This window comes from Pseudomonas sp. 15A4, from assembly GCF_016925575.1.
Lineage (GTDB): Bacteria > Pseudomonadota > Gammaproteobacteria > Pseudomonadales > Pseudomonadaceae > Aquipseudomonas.
Map to the genome: position 1 here is coordinate 3,840,145 of NZ_CP068986.1, position 18,041 is coordinate 3,858,185.

20 protein-coding genes and 2 pseudogenes are annotated in these 18,041 nt (G+C 57.9%); 18 read left to right on the forward strand and 4 right to left on the reverse strand.

Annotation, left to right across the window (positions count from 1 at the left end):
- The first annotated feature begins 361 nt into the window (after positions 1-361).
- The 3 genes from JN403_RS16935 (at position 362) to JN403_RS16945 (ending at position 4,342) form a co-directional block, all read left to right on the forward strand.
- Entirely contained in the window at positions 362-1,045 is a 684-nt protein-coding gene (locus JN403_RS16935) for a TIGR04211 family SH3 domain-containing protein (RefSeq protein ID WP_122535252.1), read from the forward strand.
- A gap of 193 nt (positions 1,046-1,238) precedes the next feature.
- Positions 1,239-2,966: a gamma-glutamyltransferase gene (ggt, locus tag JN403_RS16940; protein ID WP_205483352.1), complete on the forward strand. Its 1,728-nt coding sequence runs from the start codon at positions 1,239-1,241 to the stop codon at positions 2,964-2,966.
- Positions 2,967-3,157: 191 nt separating this feature from the next.
- Positions 3,158-4,342 (forward strand): DUF1624 domain-containing protein, encoded by a 1,185-nt coding sequence (locus JN403_RS16945; protein ID WP_205483354.1) that lies wholly within the window; start codon positions 3,158-3,160, stop codon positions 4,340-4,342.
- A 38-nt stretch (positions 4,343-4,380) separates the two neighbouring features.
- Here the strand turns inward: JN403_RS16945 and JN403_RS16950 are convergent, their stop codons facing one another.
- The gene (locus JN403_RS16950) at positions 4,381-5,523 is read right to left on the reverse strand and encodes a MalY/PatB family protein (RefSeq protein WP_205483355.1); all 1,143 of its coding nucleotides are present in this window, start codon (positions 5,521-5,523) and stop codon (positions 4,381-4,383) included.
- Between the two features lie 246 nt (positions 5,524-5,769).
- Between JN403_RS16950 and JN403_RS25570 the strand changes: the two are divergent.
- The 15 genes and pseudogenes from JN403_RS25570 to JN403_RS17015 form a co-directional block, all read left to right on the forward strand.
- Positions 5,770-6,129: pseudogene (locus JN403_RS25570) on the forward strand (type VI secretion system tip protein VgrG); the annotation flags it as partial.
- Positions 6,130-6,232: 103 nt separating this feature from the next.
- Positions 6,233-6,481 carry a hypothetical protein gene (locus tag JN403_RS16960; protein WP_205483357.1) on the forward strand — a complete coding sequence of 83 codons (249 nt, stop codon included), beginning with the start codon at positions 6,233-6,235 and terminating at the stop codon, positions 6,479-6,481.
- Between the two features lie 27 nt (positions 6,482-6,508).
- Complete coding sequence (locus tag JN403_RS25575; protein WP_240356613.1) at positions 6,509-7,438, forward strand: hypothetical protein; 930 nt, start codon at positions 6,509-6,511, stop codon at positions 7,436-7,438.
- A complete protein-coding gene (locus JN403_RS25580) occupies positions 7,405-8,370 on the forward strand; it encodes a lipase family protein (protein WP_240356615.1) in 966 nt (321 codons plus the stop codon). The genes JN403_RS25575 and JN403_RS25580 overlap by 34 nt, the downstream gene beginning before the upstream one ends.
- A gap of 11 nt (positions 8,371-8,381) precedes the next feature.
- Positions 8,382-8,648, forward strand: a complete 267-nt coding sequence (locus JN403_RS25585; protein ID WP_240356617.1) for a hypothetical protein — start codon at positions 8,382-8,384, stop codon at positions 8,646-8,648.
- The gene (locus JN403_RS16970) at positions 8,645-9,436 is read left to right on the forward strand and encodes a hypothetical protein (RefSeq protein ID WP_205483358.1); all 792 of its coding nucleotides are present in this window, start codon (positions 8,645-8,647) and stop codon (positions 9,434-9,436) included. The genes JN403_RS25585 and JN403_RS16970 overlap by 4 nt, the downstream gene beginning before the upstream one ends.
- Before the next feature lie 116 nt (positions 9,437-9,552).
- Positions 9,553-10,239 (forward strand): hypothetical protein, encoded by a 687-nt coding sequence (locus JN403_RS16975; RefSeq protein ID WP_205483359.1) that lies wholly within the window; start codon positions 9,553-9,555, stop codon positions 10,237-10,239.
- A gap of 60 nt (positions 10,240-10,299) precedes the next feature.
- The gene (locus JN403_RS16980; protein ID WP_205483360.1) at positions 10,300-10,602 is read left to right on the forward strand and encodes a hypothetical protein; all 303 of its coding nucleotides are present in this window, start codon (positions 10,300-10,302) and stop codon (positions 10,600-10,602) included.
- A gap of 56 nt (positions 10,603-10,658) precedes the next feature.
- On the forward strand, positions 10,659-10,922 hold the full coding sequence (locus JN403_RS16985) for a PAAR domain-containing protein (protein WP_205483361.1): 264 nt from the start codon (positions 10,659-10,661) through the stop codon (positions 10,920-10,922).
- A gap of 353 nt (positions 10,923-11,275) precedes the next feature.
- The gene (locus tag JN403_RS16990; protein WP_122537004.1) at positions 11,276-12,160 is read left to right on the forward strand and encodes a manganese catalase family protein; all 885 of its coding nucleotides are present in this window, start codon (positions 11,276-11,278) and stop codon (positions 12,158-12,160) included.
- Positions 12,161-12,237: 77 nt separating this feature from the next.
- Positions 12,238-12,444, forward strand: coding sequence for a hypothetical protein (locus JN403_RS16995; RefSeq protein WP_205483362.1), 207 nt, complete (start codon positions 12,238-12,240; stop codon positions 12,442-12,444).
- Positions 12,445-12,713: 269 nt separating this feature from the next.
- Positions 12,714-14,102: an ATPase domain-containing protein gene (locus JN403_RS17000; RefSeq protein WP_205483363.1), complete on the forward strand. Its 1,389-nt coding sequence runs from the start codon at positions 12,714-12,716 to the stop codon at positions 14,100-14,102.
- Between the two features lie 92 nt (positions 14,103-14,194).
- The gene (locus tag JN403_RS17005) at positions 14,195-14,560 is read left to right on the forward strand and encodes a response regulator (RefSeq protein ID WP_122537251.1); all 366 of its coding nucleotides are present in this window, start codon (positions 14,195-14,197) and stop codon (positions 14,558-14,560) included.
- 27 nt (positions 14,561-14,587) lie between these two features.
- A complete protein-coding gene (locus JN403_RS17010; protein WP_205483365.1) occupies positions 14,588-14,989 on the forward strand; it encodes a hypothetical protein in 402 nt (133 codons plus the stop codon).
- Positions 14,990-15,088: 99 nt separating this feature from the next.
- Complete coding sequence (locus JN403_RS17015) at positions 15,089-15,262, forward strand: hypothetical protein (RefSeq protein WP_163022165.1); 174 nt, start codon at positions 15,089-15,091, stop codon at positions 15,260-15,262.
- Between the two features lie 27 nt (positions 15,263-15,289).
- On the opposite strand, the pseudogene JN403_RS17020 reads toward JN403_RS17015, so the two are convergent.
- The 3 genes and pseudogenes from JN403_RS17020 to JN403_RS17030 form a co-directional block, all read right to left on the reverse strand.
- Positions 15,290-16,134: pseudogene (locus JN403_RS17020) on the reverse strand (alpha/beta hydrolase).
- A gap of 259 nt (positions 16,135-16,393) precedes the next feature.
- Complete coding sequence (locus JN403_RS17025) at positions 16,394-16,762, reverse strand: histone-like nucleoid-structuring protein, MvaT/MvaU family (RefSeq protein WP_122537008.1); 369 nt, start codon at positions 16,760-16,762, stop codon at positions 16,394-16,396.
- A 204-nt stretch (positions 16,763-16,966) separates the two neighbouring features.
- Positions 16,967-17,932, reverse strand: coding sequence for a tyrosine-type recombinase/integrase (locus tag JN403_RS17030; protein WP_205483367.1), 966 nt, complete (start codon positions 17,930-17,932; stop codon positions 16,967-16,969).
- Between the last annotated feature and the right edge of the window lie 109 nt (positions 17,933-18,041).

Genomic DNA, 18,041 nt, shown 5'->3' on the forward strand with positions numbered 1-18,041 from the left:
AAACCTGTGGGAGCGAGCCTGCTCGCGAATAGCTTTACATCAGTCGACCTGGTCGCCTGATAAGGCATTCGTCAGCAAACTCGCTCCCACAGTCGTTTCAAGTCTTCCGACAATTGTTGTGGGACGAATCCCGGACGAATGTCATCCCTCGCCACTGAACCTGACATCTTTTCAATGGTCTGTTGACCACTGCGCGCGCAGTACGCCCGGGTTACGGCCCGCGACGTCCGGCTGAATTTCGCCCGCGCCAGATGCCTATTCCAGCAGTTGCAGCGCGTTGTTCGACGCTGTCCGATCAGGCGTTATTCCCTTGCATGCGGCCCGCCCATCGGCCTTCTTTTCAATTTGTCGAAGATTATCCATGCCTATTTCTCCCTCCGATGCCTCCCTTCGCTTGACCCCTGTGCCGGGCGTTCGACGCCGTTTGCTCAATGCCGGCCTGCTGACCACCTTGATAACCGCCGCCGTTGCCAGCCCGTTCGCACTGGCCGAAACCACGAGCAAGGATCGCTGGGTCAGTGACACCCTGAGCACTTACGTACGCAGCGGTCCCACCGACGGCTACCGCATCGTCGGCACCTTGAAGTCCGGGCAGAAAGTCGAGCTGATCAACACCCAGGGCGACTACAGCCAAGTGCGCGGCAGCGCTGGCGACAACGTCTGGATTCCCACCGCGGACCTGCAGGAAGTGCCGGGGCAGGCCGAGCGCTTGCCGCAATTGACCCAGAAGGCCGCGGACCTCAGCGCGCAACTGAAGACCATCGACGACGACTGGAAGACCAAGGTTCAGGGCATGCAGGAAACCCTGGAGTCGCGCAAGAAACTGGTCGACGAGCTCGAAGCACGGACCAAGGACCTGAACGCGCAGTTGGCCAGCGCCCAGTCGGATTTGCGCACGACCCAGGCAAAGCTGGGTGACGAAAACAATCAGGTGCTGATGCGTTACATGGTGTACGGCGGCAGCATCGCCGGCGCTGGACTGTTGCTGGGCCTGATCCTCCCGTCCCTGACCAAGGGCCGCAAGCGCAACGATCGCTGGTTCTGAGTCCGCTTCGTCCTACCTTCTGCACGCGCATTGAACCCGGCATTCCCCATGCCGGGTCTTATCCCGGGTCTTGGCCAAAAACCTGGCCCGCGTCCTTGGCAATAACTGGCAACTTTTCCCCCATGCGCTAGTTTAGTGCGGGGCACCCTCTGCCCACCATTTTTCCCCATCACAAGAAAAAGAGAACACCCCCATGAAGTTTGAACCCTTCGCCAGGTCGCTCGTTGCGACGACGCTCACCCTTGGTCTGTCCTGCGCCCACGCCGCTTCCGTGGCGCCGGCCGCTGCTGAAAACGGCATGGTCGTCACCGCGCAGCACCTGGCCACCCATGTGGGTGTCGACGTACTCAAATCCGGCGGCAACGCAGTCGATGCAGCCGTTGCCGTGGGTTACGCCCTGGCGGTGGTCTATCCCGCCGCCGGCAATCTGGGTGGGGGCGGGTTCATGACCATCCAGCTGGCGGACGGGCGCAAGACCTTCCTCGACTTCCGCGAAAAAGCGCCTCTGGCCGCCACCGCCAACATGTACCTGGACAAGGACGGCAACGTCGTGCCGGACCTGAGTTCCAAGGGGCACCTGGCCGTCGGCGTGCCCGGCACGGTGTCCGGGATGGAGATGGCGCTCAGCAAATACGGCACCAAAAAACGCGCCGAAGTCATTGCCCCGGCGATCAAGCTCGCTGAAAACGGCTTCGCCCTGGAGCAGGGAGACGTTGACCTGCTTGGCACCGCCACCGACGAGTTCAAGGCCGACGCCAAAGACCTCGGCACGATCTTTCTGAACAAGGGCCAGCCACTGCAAGTCGGCGACACACTCGTGCAAAAAGACCTTGCCAAAACCCTCAAGGAAATTTCCGCCAAAGGCAGCGATGGTTTCTACAAGGGCTGGGTGGCCAAGGCCATCGTCGATTCCAGCCATGCAGGGAAGGGCATCATCACCCAGGCGGATCTCGACAAATACGCAACCCGCGAAATGGCGCCGATCGAATGTGATTACCGCGGCTACCACGTGGTCTCAGCGCCGCCACCGAGTTCCGGCGGCGTAGTGATTTGCGAGATTATGAACATCCTCGAAGGCTACCCGATGCAGGAACTGGGCTATCACTCCGCCCAAGGGCTGCATTACCAGATCGAAGCCATGCGTCACGCCTACGTCGACCGCAACAGCTACCTGGGCGATCCGGATTTCGTCAAAAACCCGATCAGTCATCTGCTTGACCGCGACTACGCCGCCAAGCTTCGCGCCGCCATCGAACCGCAGAAAGCCGGCATCTCCCAGAACATCAAACCCGGCGTCGCGCCCCACGAAGGCAACAACACTACCCACTATTCCATCGTCGACAAGTGGGGCAACGCGGTTTCCGTCACTTACACCCTCAACGACTGGTTCGGCGCTGGCGTGATGGCTAGCAGCACCGGCGTGATCCTCAACGATGAAATGGACGACTTCACCTCCAAGGTCGGCGTACCGAACATGTACGGCCTGATTCAGGGCGAAGCCAACGCCATCGCCCCAGGCAAGTCGCCGTTGTCGTCGATGAGCCCGACCATCGTCACCAAGGACGGCAAGACGGTGATGGTGGTCGGCACGCCGGGCGGCAGCCGCATCATCACCGCCACCTTGCTGACCATGCTTAACGTGATCGATTACGGCATGAATATTCAGGAAGCCGTTGATGCGCCTCGCTTCCACCAGCAGTGGATGCCGGAAACCACCAATCTGGAGGCCTTCGCCGTCAGTCCGGATACCCAAAAGATCCTCGAAAGCTGGGGCCACACGTTTGCCGGTCCCCAAGACGCGAACCATCTGGCTGCCATTCTCGTCGGCGCGCCGGCGCTGGGCGGCAAACCTGTGGGCAACAACCGTTTCTACGGTGCCAATGATCCGCGTCGCAGTACCGGCCTGTCCCTCGGTTATTGATCTGAGCGCGAGCCGAGTCACCGGACGGGCAGGGTGCTCGCGTCCGGTGACGTGTGCAGCGGTGTTCCTCAGGCAGGATCCTGCGCGTGATTTTGGTTGCGCGCAGGGCGCTCCGAAGTGTTATGTTATAACCCGATTTTGCAGGCCGCCCACAGGCCTGCCGGTTATCGCGCTTCGAGAGTCCATCGCGTATGCAAATCCTGTCTGTCCCCTTGCAATCTCCCGCCACGTCTATCGCCCATCCTGGCCGCCTGCAATCGATCGATGCCCTGCGTGGACTGATCATCGTGTTCATGCTGCTGGATCACGTGCGCGAGACCTTCTTTCTGCACCATCAGGTCAGCGACCCGATGGACGTCGCTCACACCAGCGTCGACCTGTTCATCAGCCGCACCCTCGCGCACTTCTGCGCACCACTGTTCGTGTTCCTTACCGGTCTTTCAGCCTGGCTGTACGGCGAACGGCATGCGGGCAAGGGCGCGGTGGCGGGGTTTCTGTTCAAGCGCGGGCTGGTATTGATCGCGCTTGAACTGACGCTGGTGAACTTCGCCTGGACGTTCCAGTTTCCGCCGACGGTGATTTACCTGCAGGTCATCTGGGCGATTGGCCTGAGCATGATTGCGCTGTCAGCGATGGTGGTAATGCCGCGCGGGGTGCTGGCGGCGCTGGGACTGGCGATCATCGCCGGGCATAACCTGCTGGATGACGTGCACTTTGCCGTGGGCTCGGCGATGCACATTCCGTGGGCGATTCTGCATGACCGCGGCTGGATCGAGGTCGGCGACAGTCTGCGCCTGCGCACGTCGTACCCGCTGCTGCCGTGGATCGGCGTGATTGCCGTGGGTTACGCCGCCGGGCCGTGGTTTGGTCGCGACGCGAATGGGGAAAAGCGTGAGATCAACCTGATTGCCTGGGGGTTTGGCGCACTGACGCTGTTTCTCGCACTGCGCGGCATCAACGGCTATGGCGAGAAGCCGTGGGTGGAGGGTGACACCACGGCGCAGACCCTGATGAGCGTGTTAAACGTGACCAAGTACCCGCCGTCGCTGCTGTTCATCAGCCTCACGCTGGGCGTCGGCTTGCTGGTGCTGGCCTGGCTTGAGCGGCAACAGGGCCGGGCTTGGCTGCGACCACTGGTGACCTTTGGCGCGGCGCCGATGTTTTTCTACCTCCTGCACTTGTATGTGCTGAAGTTGCTCTATGTCGGCGCGGTCGCGATCTGGGGCACCACCCAAGGCCAATACTTCGGGTTCACCTCGGTATTGGGCCTGTGGGGCTGCGCCGCCGTGCTGACCGTCGTGTTATGGCCGGCGGTGAGTTGGTTCGCGGCGCTCAAGGCGCGTCGCCGGGACATCGCCTGGCTCAAGTACTTCTGAGCACGGCCATGTAGGACCGGCTTTAGCCGGGAAAGGTGTCAGATGTCGCGCAGGCTGCGTTCCATGCGCGCCAAGCCTTCCTCCAGCATTGGCCGTGGGCAGCCGAAGTTCAGACGTACGAACTGGCCGCAGTCGTCGCCGAATTCAAGTCCGTCGCTGAGCGCAACTTTGGCGTGTTCGAGGAAGAAACGCTGCGGGCTCTCAAGCCCCAGGCCGGAGCAATCCAGCCACGCCAGGTACGTGCTCTGGGGCAGGTGCATCGTGATCCCCGGAAAGCGGTTTTTGATGGCATCGGCCAGGTAATCGCGGTTGTCCTGCAGATACGCCACGACTTGTTCCAGCCAGGGAGCGCCTTCCCGATAAGCGACTTCGGTAGCCTCCAGGCCCAGTGCGTTGACGCTGTCCACCAGCCCCAGGCGCCCGGCATTGAAACGCTGTCGCAACTCGGCGTTCTGCACCACGGCGAATGCAGTCTTCAACCCGGCGATGTTCCACGCCTTGCTCGCCGACATCAGCGTCACGCTGCGCGCCGCGATCTCCGGGCTCAGGGAAGCAATCGGCGTGTGCTGACGACCGTCGAACAGCAGGTCGGCGTGGATCTCGTCGGAAATGATCAGCGCATCACGCCGCACACAGGCTTCTCCGATGGCGAGCAATTCGTCGCGTTCGAATACCTTGCCCAGCGGGTTGTGGGGATTGCTCAGCAGCAGCGCGCCATGGTCGGGCAGGGCGCGTTCCAGCGCCGCGACGTCAGTGGGGTATTCGCCCCGGGCGTCGACATGGAAGGGCAGATCGATGCGCGGCAATTTCCAGTTGGCCGGCGCGTGCAGCAACGGTGAATAGTTGGGCGTCTGCACCAGCACCGCGCTGGACGGCGAGACCAGTGCATGGAGCGCCATGTTCACGCCGGGCTCGACCCCGGGTAGAAACACCAGGTCCTGCGCCTCGATCTGCCAGCCGTACCGGTCAGCGAGATGCTTGACCAGGGTTTCCCGCAACGCTTGCTGGGGCACGGAATAACCCAGCAGCGGGTGCTCCAGGCGATTCTTCAGCGCCTGCACAATGGGCGTGGCCACGGGGAAATCCATGTCTGCGACCCACATCGGCAGCACATCTTCGGGGTACTGGCTCCACTTCTTGCTGCCGGTGTTCAAGCGCTGAAAAACGTTATTCAGATCCATGTTCTGGCCTGTCCTGCTCGAAAAAAAGGGATTGTGCCAGAGAAAGCGGGGTCGGGTTTGCTGCCGATTTTGGGTTTGTAGGATTAGTCCGTAAATGCCGCTGGAACCGTCTCCTTCGTGCCTCCCCCTCTGGAGTCACACTTTGAAATGCCGCATCTTCGCCCGCTTCAGCCCCTGTCATGGATGAGTTGATCGGTTCTTTATGGACCGGTCAGGGGCGCATTTTCCTGCCAGGGACGCTCATTCATGCTTAACGCAATGCCGCCTTTCTTCGATCACAGTCGCCACAAACTTGTTATTCATCGTCTGCCCATTGCGCTCGATGTTCTTGCCTTCGAGGGCGAGCAACAGCTGAGTCAGCCGTTTCTTTATCGCGTTGAATTTACCTCCTTCGAGCGGGACATTGGAGCTGATCGGGTGCTGGGAAAGACAGCGCAGTTCAGTCTGCATGCGGCGCCCTATACGTTGCCTGTTGCGATTCGTGGTTTGCCGGTGCCTTCGGTTGTACCGCTGCGAACTTTGGATGGGGTCATCATCGGGTTTAAGCGGCTGTCTGGCTCGGCTGACGAGGCGCGCGATGAAGTGACGCTGGAGCCGCGCCTTGCGCCCGAAGAAATCGTCTTCAGCTGCGGCGGCGCATTCATCCGCATCAAGGATGGAGAAATCGAGCTGGGCGCGCCAGGGGAACATCCATCACCGGGCCGCGTACGTGCTAAAGGGCGGTGCCACCACGCTGACCACCCCGGCGACGCCGATACCGCCGGGCTATGCCGCGGGCTACACCCTCAGCGACTCGGATAAGGGTTACGCCCCCTTCGTCCGTTACCTGATCACCACCCAGGATGGCGAACGGTTCCCCGGCGTGACCGATAAGGACGGCAGAACGATCCCGGTTCACACGCTATTGCCCGGGAACGTGGTGATCGAGTTTCCCAATGACAAGCCCGATGAGCAGTGACCACCGCTCAGGGGCCCCGTCGCCCGGATGGGTTGCGATCTGCATCGCAACGGCTACCGACACCGCGCCTGCCGCCAAGCAATCGGCCGCGACGATTTATCACCGCAGCAAATCTTCAATCAGGAAGGACCCGGCATGAAAGACAGACAGCACCAGACGGACATCTTTTGCACCTACAAGCCTGTGGCCATCGGCCCGCAGAAAACCCATTGGGTTGAGTTTCAACTGGTGGATGAGCTCGGCGAGCCGCTGGCAAATCTGCCATGGCGAGCGACCAATCAGGCAGTGCGGGATGGCTGCGTTGCTGAATATTCGGGGAGCACCGATGCCCAGGGTTTCATTCGACTTGAAGACCTTCACCCGCTCGACGTAACACTGCTAATGCCGGCGGCGCCGTTGGCTGAAGTCCTGCAACAGCGGCGGCTGCGCGCGGTGCGCCCGGAGCCCGAGCGGCCGGGGGCAAGTGACAGCAAACCTCTGTACGGAAAGCAGCGTCCCGGGTTTTCACCGGTGGGACAGCAGGCACTTGAGCAGGGGCATGCTTATCACTACCTGCGAATAGGGCAGTTGTGTGATGAGCTGCCGGCGTTCAACCCGCCGTGGCCAGAGCTGGATCCGCCACCGGCTTATCATTTTCCGGACGCTGAGTTTTCAGGGTTTACGGTGCAATACGAAGCGCTGAACTGCCGGCATGTACTGGAAGTTTGCCCACTGCGGGCTTGGTCGTTGGTGTTGCATGATGAGCAGAAGTACAGCCTCGCGAATGCCTACAACCTGGGACTGATGAGCATCTTGTCGTACAGCAACCGCGCGGAGAATTTGTACGGGTCACCTGAGTATTTTTTTGCCGAGCAGTGCCTTGATCTGTCGAGAACTCCCAGGGTTTGGGACGGGGGAAGAACTGGCCCTGTCTGGTTACCGACGTGGCGTTTAACGACCGGTATCAGCCTTGCGTGATGATGGACACTACCAAGGAACGACCTCCTCAAGGTGACACTCAGCTTTTTTACGTTGCGAACACTACGCAGGTGCTGGTGTCATGGCGAGGAACCGACTTCGACCGGTTTCATGCGCCCGACCTCGCTACGGATCTGACATTTCGTCCCGTACAGCCCGCCCTACATGCTCAGTGTGCGCCATCAACAGAGTGTGTGGATCTTGGGCTTGATGGCCGCGTGCACTTAGGCTTCCGTAAGGCTTTCGCGATAGCTCAGGACGTATATTCTGAGCATTTTGAAAGACTAATCCCGAAAGCTGCATTAGGCAGGCAATTGTTTATATGCGGGCACAGCCTTGGCGGCGCTTTAGCCCTGATTCATGCCGCGACGCTAAAACAAGATTACCCCGTTTTATATACCTATGGCATGCCTCGCACTTTTACGCTGAACGCGTTAAAAGGGTTGAGCGAAATTCGTCATTTCCGTCACGTTAATGACACTGACACTATTTCCAGTGTGCCACCTGAGGCTGACCTCGATAACCACCTCTACAACCTGTATGGCCCCTTAGGCACTACGTTGGGTTTCGCATGGTCAATGGGCCAGACCCTCGCGACGAATGTGATCAAGTTCGGCGATCCATACGGCCATCACGGCGAACTTGCCATGCTTTACCGCGTAGAGCAGCACACGCAGAGTCGAGGCTCTTCTTATCCTGCATACCGCAGCAAGGATGGGCTCGGCGCGCCGTACTACAACACCATAAAAACCCGACTCCCGGAGCGGCCAAACCTTTACGTGGTGCCCAGTTTAAGCAGCGCAGAAAATGATCAGGCCGAACAGTCGCAGCGCGCTCTAATGCGTTGCCTAACGCCTGGGGACCGAGCGCGCTTTTTCCAACCTCATAAAAACCTGAAACCCGGGGGCTGCTGGGTATCGGTAACCACATGATGGGTGAGTACATGACGCATATCACTCATCGCCTGCTAGCGGCGATCAACCCTAAACGTGTGCCACTGCTTGCCGCGCAGAAAGGGATCAAGCGTTTTGAGCAACAGATGGACAAGTACAGCAATTCCTCACCCGAACACGAACACAGGCGCAATATTTGGCTTCTTTCGATGCATCAGAAAGCCGAATCGGCTTTAACGGTGACGCAGAAAGCCGAGGGTGGCGTTGAAGCGTTGTTGCGTCTGGACGCGTTAGAGAAAGATGTGGTGTGGAAATGAAGATTACGATGTCCGGCTCGAGAAGTCCGCTACTGCTTTTGGCAACGGCGACATTGTTAGGTGGCTGTGCTCAGGACTATCGATTGTCGCCGGCGCCATATGGTGAGAAAGTTTCATTGAGTATTAAGTTGCCCGAAGATCTTGAATTGAGATCCATGCGTGTCATGTACAGATCTGCCGTTTGTCAGCGTGTGACCTATGATGGGGACGGTCGGCCGGAGAGGGTGGACGGGCATAATGGTTTTGAAGTCCCACTACAGAGGCGCGAGGGGGAACTCTACGGAGCAAACCTGTTTGTCGACGGAGGCGGTCCGTGCCAATGGCGTTTAAGTAACGTTGATTTCGGCGTCAAATACCGAATGCCTACCCCTTTTGGGGAAAACGTAATACCAGGTTCGGGCGGTAGAGTAGTGATCGTTTTTGATCACAACAACCCGCAGCGGCAGGTGTCTCGCTCCATAGAAGTAAATGGGCCCGATCTGCGCATTGTGGAAAACTATTATCCTTGGGTGAGCGAGAGCTTTATAAACGGCTATGTCCAGAGAGTCCGTCTGTCCGGCAAGGGTGGAAGCTACCTCACATATGAAGCGCCAGATGCACGAAAGATTTATTTCGAAGCAGTGCTGCATAGAGAGTATGTAGTTAAATCCATAGCGCCCAAAAAACCCATACCAGGTGAATTCCTAAAATTGTACTACCCGGATGGCACGGTGGAGTCCGATTGGCGTGCGATGCCGAGTTTTGAAAAACTGCAAAAAATCCGCCTGGCGGCGGAAGAAAGAAGATGAGGCCGCTCAGTAGCAAAAACTATCGAGGGCGTTGGAACTCACAGTCGTCTTTAAGGATACTTTTGCTCTGGACCACGCTATTAATTTCGCTCACCGGATGCGCAAAGGACCACAGCATGTCTCCAGTGCCAGATGGCGAGAAAGTCACGGTTACTATTAAAGTTCCGGAGGATCTAGAACCCAAGCCAATGCGGGTTATGTATCGCTCTTCAGTCTGTAAAAGTGTAGTTCGTGATGCAGATGGGCGGCCTGAACAGCTAGATGGTCACAGCGGGCACGAGGTAAAACTCGTTCGCCAAGGGGGCGGAGATTTGTATACAGCTGAGTTGTATGTCAATGCTGGCGGAGCATGTGATTGGCAGTTGAGTAATGTGGTTTTTGGCGTCAAATATCCCGTGCCCAATCGATTTGGAGAGGGTGTGAAATCTGGCTTAAGTGGGAGCCTCATTGTGATATTTGATGATAATAATGCTCAGTTGCGCGTACCGGGTTCTAAGGTCGTGGAGGGGCGGGAGTTGAGGGTTGTTAACGACTATTATCCTTGGATCAATGAGAGCTTCATTAGGGGCCATGTCAAAAGCGCCGAACTCGCCGGTGAGGCAAATGGCTTTCACACGTTCAAAGCACGGAAGGCCCGGTCGATATATTTTGAACCTTCATTACACAGTAATTATGTTGTGATTTCCAAGGAGCCTACAGTGCACAAGCCTGGAATGTTCATTACGTTTTACTATCCGGACGGGACGGCTCAGTCTGACGGTCGCTATGTGCCAGACTTCAAAAAATGCAGGAAATCCGCTTGAAGGCCGAATCCAAAAAATGAAGTCACTCAATGTGCCGCAGAAAACCGCAAGGAGGGCTAAATGAAGAGTGCGAAGTTATTCGTAAAAAACTCAATTCAGTGTCAAGCGCTGCTTGGTTCCATCAGTGGATGCGCCAAAGACTACAGCATGGCGCCGTCACCGGGCGGCGAGCAAGTCAAGATTGTTATTAGGGTCTCCGAGGAATTAGAAGTAACACCCCTGAGGGTGATGTATCGATCAGCGATCTGCGAACCAGTCACCCATGACAGAGATGGACGACCCGAGAAGCTCGAAGGTTACAATTCGATTGATGTGAAATTGTCACCACAAAACAACAGAGGTGCAGTGCTGAGCAGCTTATAACCAATCACCGTAGACAGATAATTACTCAATCAAACTAACCGAGAGTCTTCACAACTATGAAAGACATCATCCGCCTAGGCGACCTCACCACTCACGGCGGCGTTGTGCTTCAGGCCTTTTCGCACACCGACCTCAACGGCAAGCCCATCGCCGGTGTAGGGCACAACGTCAGTTGCCCGTTATGCAAAGGTATTTTCCCCATCGCCGAAGGCAGCAGCACGTACGCGGTGGATGGAATCCCCGTTGCGCTGGACGGCATGAAAACCGCCTGTGGTGCGGCGCTCATTGCCAGTGGCCCAAAGTACGCCGTTACCAGCTGAAATCAAACTGCACTGGTCACCGAAGGGTCTCGCAAAAAAACACGGAGAAATCGACGGTGCAATGCCGTCGGTTTCGCACTGCTCTGCGCTGCTTCAGGTCGATTGCGGTCACCCCTCCATGTTTAACGGGGCCTTCAAGACATCAACACGCCGCCTGTCGGAACACAATCGACCGTTATTAAACTTTCAGCGCCAAACCACTTGTCGGGTCCATCTTCGCTTTCCTGAATTCGAGCTTCAGGCACGTCTCTTTATATCTGTGCGTTCTGCTTAGTTGACCGATCGCCGTAATCGAAACATGAACTTGTCGTTAAAAACCCTGATACGAATTAGCCTGAGAAGGGAGTAACACTATGTTCCTGCACAATAAGCGTCTTCAATACACCGTTCGCGTCGCCGAGCCTAATCCGGGTCTGGCCAATTTGCTCCTGGAGCAGTTTGGCGGCGCCCAAGGCGAGCTGGCAGCGGCCACACGTTACTTCACCCAAGCGTTGGCTGAAGAAGATCCAGGTCGTAAAGATCTGTTGCTGGACATCGCGACCGAGGAGCTGAGCCACCTTGAGATCATTGGCTCGATCATCGTGATGCTCAACAAAGGCGCCAAGGGCAAACTGGCCGAAGGCGTGCAAGCCGAAGGCGAGTTGTACCGTGACATCAACGGTGCCGGTAATGATTCACACATCACCAGCCTGCTGTACGGCGGCGGTGCGCCGCTGGTCAACTCCGCCGGTGTGCCATGGACCGCGGCCTACATCGACACTATTGGTGAACCGACCGCGGACTTCCGTTCGAACATCGCTGCCGAAGCACGGGCGAAGATTGTCTACGAGCGCCTGATGAACGTGACCACCGATCCAGGCATCAAGGACGCGCTGGGCTTCCTGATGACCCGTGAAATCGCGCATCAGATTTCCTTCGAGAAAGCGCTGCACTCGATCCAGCCTAACTTCCCGCAAGGCAAGCTGCCAGGCATGCCAGAGTTCTCCCGGACTTACTTCAGTATGTCCAACGGCGAGCCGAATGTACGCGGGCCGTGGAACAGTGACGCTGATTTCGAATACGTCGAGAATCCAAAGCCGGCAGTAGACGGTGGTGATGGCACCGCTTCGGTAACGTTGAGCGAAGACGATTCGGTCACCCTGACTATGATGAAGGAGCGCCTGAAGTCTGACCTGGACGCTGACCCGATGACCGGTGCTGATCTCGGATCAGGTCTGGCACAGGGCAAAACTGAGTAAACCTTGAGAGTAGGGCCGGTGCACAGCCGGCCCTATGGTCTATGTGATCACAACCGCGAACAGCATGGAGATTTCTAATGAGCCGTTTATTAGATGATTCGACGCTCAATGGAGCCAGCGAATTGTTCAGCGATAAAGCCCAGCCGGACTTCACTTCATGTTTGACTCGCTTTGAAGTGGAAGCAGCGACGCTGGGGCGTGGATTCAGAACGGCGTTGTTCGTTCAGCAATTCAAAGCCGGACTCTTGCCGAAATCCGTGAAAGGGGTCGACAGCCTTCATTGAGCCTCGGCGTTGCTGTGGCTATTTCACAGTAGCGCTTGCGGGCTGGACTGTTTCATCCCCTGTGACTCCATCGGTTTTGCCCGCGAAAGCGGGCTTTTTTGTGTCTGTCGAGGGCGCGGAACGGGATCCCGACGTAGCAGCGGCACCTCCCGCAATCCGCTGCGTCGCGACACGCTGGACTGATCCGCGATTACCCGCCACTGTATTGGCCTTCGCGCGTGAGCAATGCGTATTTTCAGGCCTGATGCACATCGGGAAAGGGAGCGGATTTGAATCAGCTAAAACGCCTCGAAAGTGGGATCAAGGGCTTCGACGCACTGCTCAAAGGAGGCCTCGTTGCGGGCGCCTCGTACATCATTCAAGGGCGCCCCGGGTCGGGCAAGACAATCCTTGCCAACCAGTTGGGGTTCAACCATGTCCGGCAAAACGGCCGCGTGCTGTTCGCAACGTTGCTTGCCGAACCCCATGACCGGCTGTTTCATTTCCTCTCCACCCTGAGCTTCTTTGATCGCGCGGCGGTGGGCCAGAGCATCCAGTTTGTCAGCGCGTTCGACACCCTGGAGAACGATGGTCTGGACGAAGTCGTGAAGTTGCTGCGCCGCGAGATCACCCGCCAGCATTCCAGTCTGTTGATTCTGGACGGTCTGCTCAACGCGCGCTCCAGGGCAGAAACGCCTCTGGACACCAAACAATTCATCTCCGAGCTGCAGGGGCACGCCGCCTTCGCCGGCTGCACGGTGCTGTTCCTGACCAGCTCGCAACTGGACGATGGCAGTCCCGAGCACACCATGGTCGACGGCGTGATCGAGATGGGCGAAGACACGGTCGGGTCGAGCACGGTGCGTCGGATCACGATGCGCAAGACGCGGGGCAGCGGCGCGATCCCGGGCGCACATGAATTTGAAATCAACGAGCAGGGCATTTCCATTTATCCGCGTCTCGAATGCATGCTGACCCGAAACGACGCCATGCCCGAATACCCCCACGCCATGCTGAGCAGCGGCATCAAGGGGCTGGACGCCCACATCGGTGGCGGTCTGGTCCGCTCTTCGGTCACGCTTATCATGGGGCCTTCAGGGGCCGGCAAGACTTCACTGGGCATCCAGTTTCTGGGCGGCTGTTGCGCAGAGGAACCAGGGCTTTACTTTGGTTTTCACGAGTCGCCGCAGCGGGCGATGAGCAAAGCACGTTCGCTCGGCGTGGACTTGACGGCACTGCAGGCGTCGGACGCGCTGCACATCGTCTGGTCCCCAGCCTCGGCAGGTCTGATTGATCGCGCCTGTTACGACTTGCTCGACAGGGTAGAGCGACTACAGATCAAACGCGTGTTCATCGACAGCCTCAACGCCCTGGGCCGGGCGGCCGCCGATCAGAGCCGAGTGCCAGACGTGCTTGACGCCTTGCTCAGCGAACTTCGCGCCCGCGGAGTCACGGTGATGGCGGCCTGGGAAGCGCGGCGATTGTTTGACGGCCCCGTGAGCTTTCCTGCAACGGATATCTCCGGCGTCGTGGATAACCTGCTGCTCGTCCAGTTCGTACAGCATCGGACTGAACTTCAACGGCAGGTTTCGATTCTGAAGATCAGAGACAATGCCTACGATCCCTCGCCACTTGAAGTCGTGATGAGCAACGCTGGAATCACCATGAAGAAGGTCTGAGATATGCGATTCGCAACGTGGGGGTGGTCACTACCAGTGAGTTGTTCACGCAGGCGCCCGACCCTCGCGACAGTGTGGGACGTGCTCATCTGATGCCGACCATTCTGATCATTGATGATGAATACCTGATTGCCGATATCCTCAGCTTCGCACTGGAGGACGAGGGCTTTCAGACGGTGGTGGCCGGCAGCGGGCACAAGGCGCTGGACATTCTGGACCGCGAGCGGCCCGACCTGATCATCACCGATTTCATGATGCCGGGCATGACCGGCCTGGAACTCGCCGAGAGCATCAAGGCCCGCGCGATGCACGCCCTGACGCCCATCATGCTCATGAGTGGCGCACAGGCTTACATGGGGGCCGAACGGCCAGACCTGTTTGACGAAGTGATTGAAAAGCCATTTGATATAGACCAGGTCATCGACAAGATTCACGCCCTGTTTAAAGCTCGCCTGTGACGTTCTCCCAGTCCATCGTCATTGCTGTTGAACGAATCGATTCAGCCCAGGGTCGATACTGATAACGCTTACGAGATGGGCAGTGCAATGAATACCTGGTACAGCAGATCGTTGGGGGAAGGCACCGTTGTCTACCGCCGCTTGCGCGTGTTGAACGAACTTCGTCATCACGTCTGTCCGGACGTTCCCTGTCCGTACTCGCTGTATATGGACGCGGACAGCGCAGAGACCATTGTGTTATTTGATCCCGAGCAGATTCTGCTGGCCACGGCATTTGGCGCATTGCCGTGTGGGCAGCCCCTGATCAACGGCGTTCGCCTGATCGATCTTGAATATCGCCCGCTGCCAGTCACCGTTCAAAGTGCACAGATTTTCAGTGTGCCACCGATACACCCTCAATCTCTGCCTTACTCTGAATACCGTGCGTGATGAGCGGTGTCCTTGAACCATAAAGCTGATAGTAGATGTGAAGGGGCTCTGGCGTGAGCGGGTTCGGTTGCTGTCAGTATTGCTTACAGGAGAATCATAATGGCTGTGGCCGTTGTCAGACTGGAAGGTGAAGATATTCCCCTAGAACACCGGCAGTCAGGTGCTACTGCTGTCTTTCGCGTCAAAGATGATCAGGGCGCTGAACTGTATTTTGACGATGAAGTTGAAGCGGCCAAGTCGGCGGTTGAGTTAAGCGACGCCGAGCAGTCCTGAATCACCAGGCGTTCGGGCTATCTGAACTCATTCATTGATAAGCAGGCTTAATATCGCATCGGTAAATTCTGCCGGCGCCTCTTGTGGCACATTGTGGCCCACTCCCGCGATCACCAGCCGTCGTACTGGCCCTGCAAAGCCCTTCACCGCAGAACGTTCATCGCGTTTCGATGAGACCCCATCGTCTGCACCCGCCAGAACTACTGCAGGCACCGTGATCTGTGGCTTTCGCGCAAGCCGCTCCTGAAGAACGCCATATTGGGGATCGCTCGGCGCCAGTCCATAGCGATGGCGATAGGAGTGCACCACGACGTCAACAAAGTCTGGGTTTTCGAACGACTGCGCGGTATCCGTAAAGGTGGATTCTGCGAATGGCCAGGTCGGCGACCAGAGCTTCCACAGCAACCGACAGAACTCAGCCCGATTGGCCGCAAGGCCCGCGCGGCCGCGTTCGCCGTGGAGGTAAACTGGTACCACAGGCGTCGCTCGGCTTCGGGCGATGCCGGGGTATTTGCCGAGGCAATGTCTTGAATGTTGTAGCCAGGGTCGCAACTGACCAGCCCCGTCACCCGTTCCGGCCACAGCGCGGCTACCACACACGCGGCGCGCCCGCCCCAGTCATAACCTGCGAGAATCGCTTTCGGGATATTCAATGCATCCAGCAGCGCCAGCAGATCTGCCCCCAGTGCCGCCTGTTCGCCCGAGCGGGGCGTGGCTGAATCAAGAAAACGGGTTGGGCCATACCCCCTCAGGTAAGGCACGATGCAGCGACAGCCCGCCTGGACAAGCCGCGCCGACACTTCGTTGTATGCGTGAATGTCATAGGGAAATCCGTGGAGCAATACGACAACAGGGCCATTGCTTGGGCCCATGTCGCGATAGGAAACATTCAGCACGCCAGCCACTGTGTTCTTCACGGGAGTACTCCAGCAGACAGTACAAGCGAAGCCCTAGCGAATGCCGGGCTTATGTATGAGCTGTATAGGTTGGAACGATTCAATTGCGCGATTGGCAATTGCAGACTAACGAGAGTGCGCTCATCCAGTCACCGATGCTCGCGCAACAGGCGCGTGCATCGGGAGATCAACAACGGAGCGACGGTCTATATCCCGTTCCCCGTTGACAGGCCGATCAGGAAACCCAGGATTCGACTGTGTCGGAACCGTGTTCGGCTTTCCATTCTTTCAAGGTTTTGTGATTGCCACCTTTGGTCTCGACGACTTCACCGGTGTGCGGGTTTTTGTAGACTTTAACGGCGCGGGCTTTGCGAGTGGTCTTCTCGGGTGCGCTGGTGTGCTTGCCCTGCTTGGATCCGGTTGGGTGATCCAGGATCGAAATAATGTCTTTCAGGCTCTTGTTGTATTCGCCGAGCAGCGTACGCAATTTGCCTTCGAATTCGATTTCCTGTTCCAGGCCTTTATCACCTTTCATGGCTTCGAGGGCAGCGAGCTGGTCGGCAAGGTGACGTTCAAGCTGGCGGTATTCAGCAAGTTTTGACATTGGAACTCCATGTTTCGGTTTGTTGATACTGACGTGCGGCGTTAGCACTGGCGAACATTGGAGCGCACGGTGGTTACTGGTGTAACCGTAGACACTGTAGTGCGAGTGGGCGCATGGATGCCAGCACTAACAGCAAACTTTTCTGACTTAACTCCAGGGTTGTCGATGGCTGGGCCGCAGGTCGCTTTAAAACATGGGGGCCGATCAGGCTTGACCCAGCGCTGCAGGCTGCAAGCCCGCGTTCAATGCGGGTTTCAATGCCAGTCCGCCAAACGAGGTGGTGGGGTCTACATACCGCAAGGCCGACTTAATGTCTTTCCAGCCGACGTAATTCATCAGGCTTTTAATATCCCAGCCGTTGCCAGACGCCCAAGTTGCAAATCCTCGGCGCATGGAGTGGCTGCTGTAAAGGTCGTCGGGCAAACCGGCGTCTTTGAAGATGCGCCGCAACATCGGCACCAGGCTGTGTGAATTGATTGCCTCTACGGACACGTTACCCCAGCGGTCGATCCGCCGGAACACTGGCCCCTGAGTCAGGCCGGCCACGGTGATCCAGTTGATATAGGCATTGACCGGGCAGAGTGTCTTCAGTGCCGGGGTGCGAAACGTGGCGCCCTCATGCTGGCGATCACCTTTGCTGTACGGCAGGTAGAAGCTGATGCCTTCGCCGGCCTGCGCCTGGGTGTTGCCGATGTCCAGTCTGGCCAGCTCATCGCCGCGAAACCCTCGCCAGAAACCGATCAGCACCAGGGCGATGGAGCGCCGATGGCGCATCAGCGTCTTGTGATCGCCGCGCTGCCACGCAGCGTCGGCCTCGTTCTCCAGCCAGGCGACCGCTTGCTCAAGGTGACGCAACAGCAAAGGCGCCGCCTGTTTGGCCTGCGCCGGATGCACGACCCGGATGCCTTTGAGCAGTTGCCGTACGGTGGGCGTTTTGGTCGGGTCCGGGAATCCCTGGGTAACGTGCCATTGGGCGAGGGCCGCCAGACGCTGCTTCAGCGTGCTGATGGCGTGCTTGTCCGCGTACTCGGCGAGATAACGCACGATGCCATCGCCCGTGGTGGGCAGGTAACCGCCCCAGGCCACTTCGAAATGCTCGATCGCGGCCCGATAGCTGCGACGTGTGTTGGCTCGGGTGCCTGCTGACAGGTATCGATCTGCTTTTTCCATGTATCCCTCGATCGGCGTGACACAGGCGTTTTGCCGGCTTTGGTCGCCGCTTAACCATCTGAGAGGCGATAAAGTACTATTATCGGCTGCTGTAAGAAACATTTCCACA

What these genes read in the sequence shown, in the direction of transcription:
- JN403_RS16935 (WP_122535252.1), top strand. Translation starts at nt 362, where the DNA reads ATGCCTATTTCTCCCTCCGATGCCTCCCTTCGCTTGACCCCTGTGCCG.
- ggt (WP_205483352.1), top strand. Translation starts at nt 1,239, where the DNA reads ATGAAGTTTGAACCCTTCGCCAGGTCGCTCGTTGCGACGACGCTCACC.
- JN403_RS16945 (WP_205483354.1), top strand. Translation starts at nt 3,158, where the DNA reads ATGCAAATCCTGTCTGTCCCCTTGCAATCTCCCGCCACGTCTATCGCC.
- JN403_RS16950 (WP_205483355.1), bottom strand. Translation starts at nt 5,523, where the DNA reads ATGGATCTGAATAACGTTTTTCAGCGCTTGAACACCGGCAGCAAGAAG.
- JN403_RS25575 (WP_240356613.1), top strand. Translation starts at nt 6,509, where the DNA reads ATGGGTTGCGATCTGCATCGCAACGGCTACCGACACCGCGCCTGCCGC.
- JN403_RS25585 (WP_240356617.1), top strand. Translation starts at nt 8,382, where the DNA reads ATGACGCATATCACTCATCGCCTGCTAGCGGCGATCAACCCTAAACGT.
- JN403_RS16970 (WP_205483358.1), top strand. Translation starts at nt 8,645, where the DNA reads ATGAAGATTACGATGTCCGGCTCGAGAAGTCCGCTACTGCTTTTGGCA.
- JN403_RS16975 (WP_205483359.1), top strand. Translation starts at nt 9,553, where the DNA reads ATGTCTCCAGTGCCAGATGGCGAGAAAGTCACGGTTACTATTAAAGTT.
- JN403_RS16980 (WP_205483360.1), top strand. Translation starts at nt 10,300, where the DNA reads ATGAAGAGTGCGAAGTTATTCGTAAAAAACTCAATTCAGTGTCAAGCG.
- JN403_RS16985 (WP_205483361.1), top strand. Translation starts at nt 10,659, where the DNA reads ATGAAAGACATCATCCGCCTAGGCGACCTCACCACTCACGGCGGCGTT.
- JN403_RS16990 (WP_122537004.1), top strand. Translation starts at nt 11,276, where the DNA reads ATGTTCCTGCACAATAAGCGTCTTCAATACACCGTTCGCGTCGCCGAG.
- JN403_RS16995 (WP_205483362.1), top strand. Translation starts at nt 12,238, where the DNA reads ATGAGCCGTTTATTAGATGATTCGACGCTCAATGGAGCCAGCGAATTG.
- JN403_RS17005 (WP_122537251.1), top strand. Translation starts at nt 14,195, where the DNA reads ATGCCGACCATTCTGATCATTGATGATGAATACCTGATTGCCGATATC.
- JN403_RS17015 (WP_163022165.1), top strand. Translation starts at nt 15,089, where the DNA reads ATGGCTGTGGCCGTTGTCAGACTGGAAGGTGAAGATATTCCCCTAGAA.
- JN403_RS17025 (WP_122537008.1), bottom strand. Translation starts at nt 16,762, where the DNA reads ATGTCAAAACTTGCTGAATACCGCCAGCTTGAACGTCACCTTGCCGAC.
- JN403_RS17030 (WP_205483367.1), bottom strand. Translation starts at nt 17,932, where the DNA reads ATGGAAAAAGCAGATCGATACCTGTCAGCAGGCACCCGAGCCAACACA.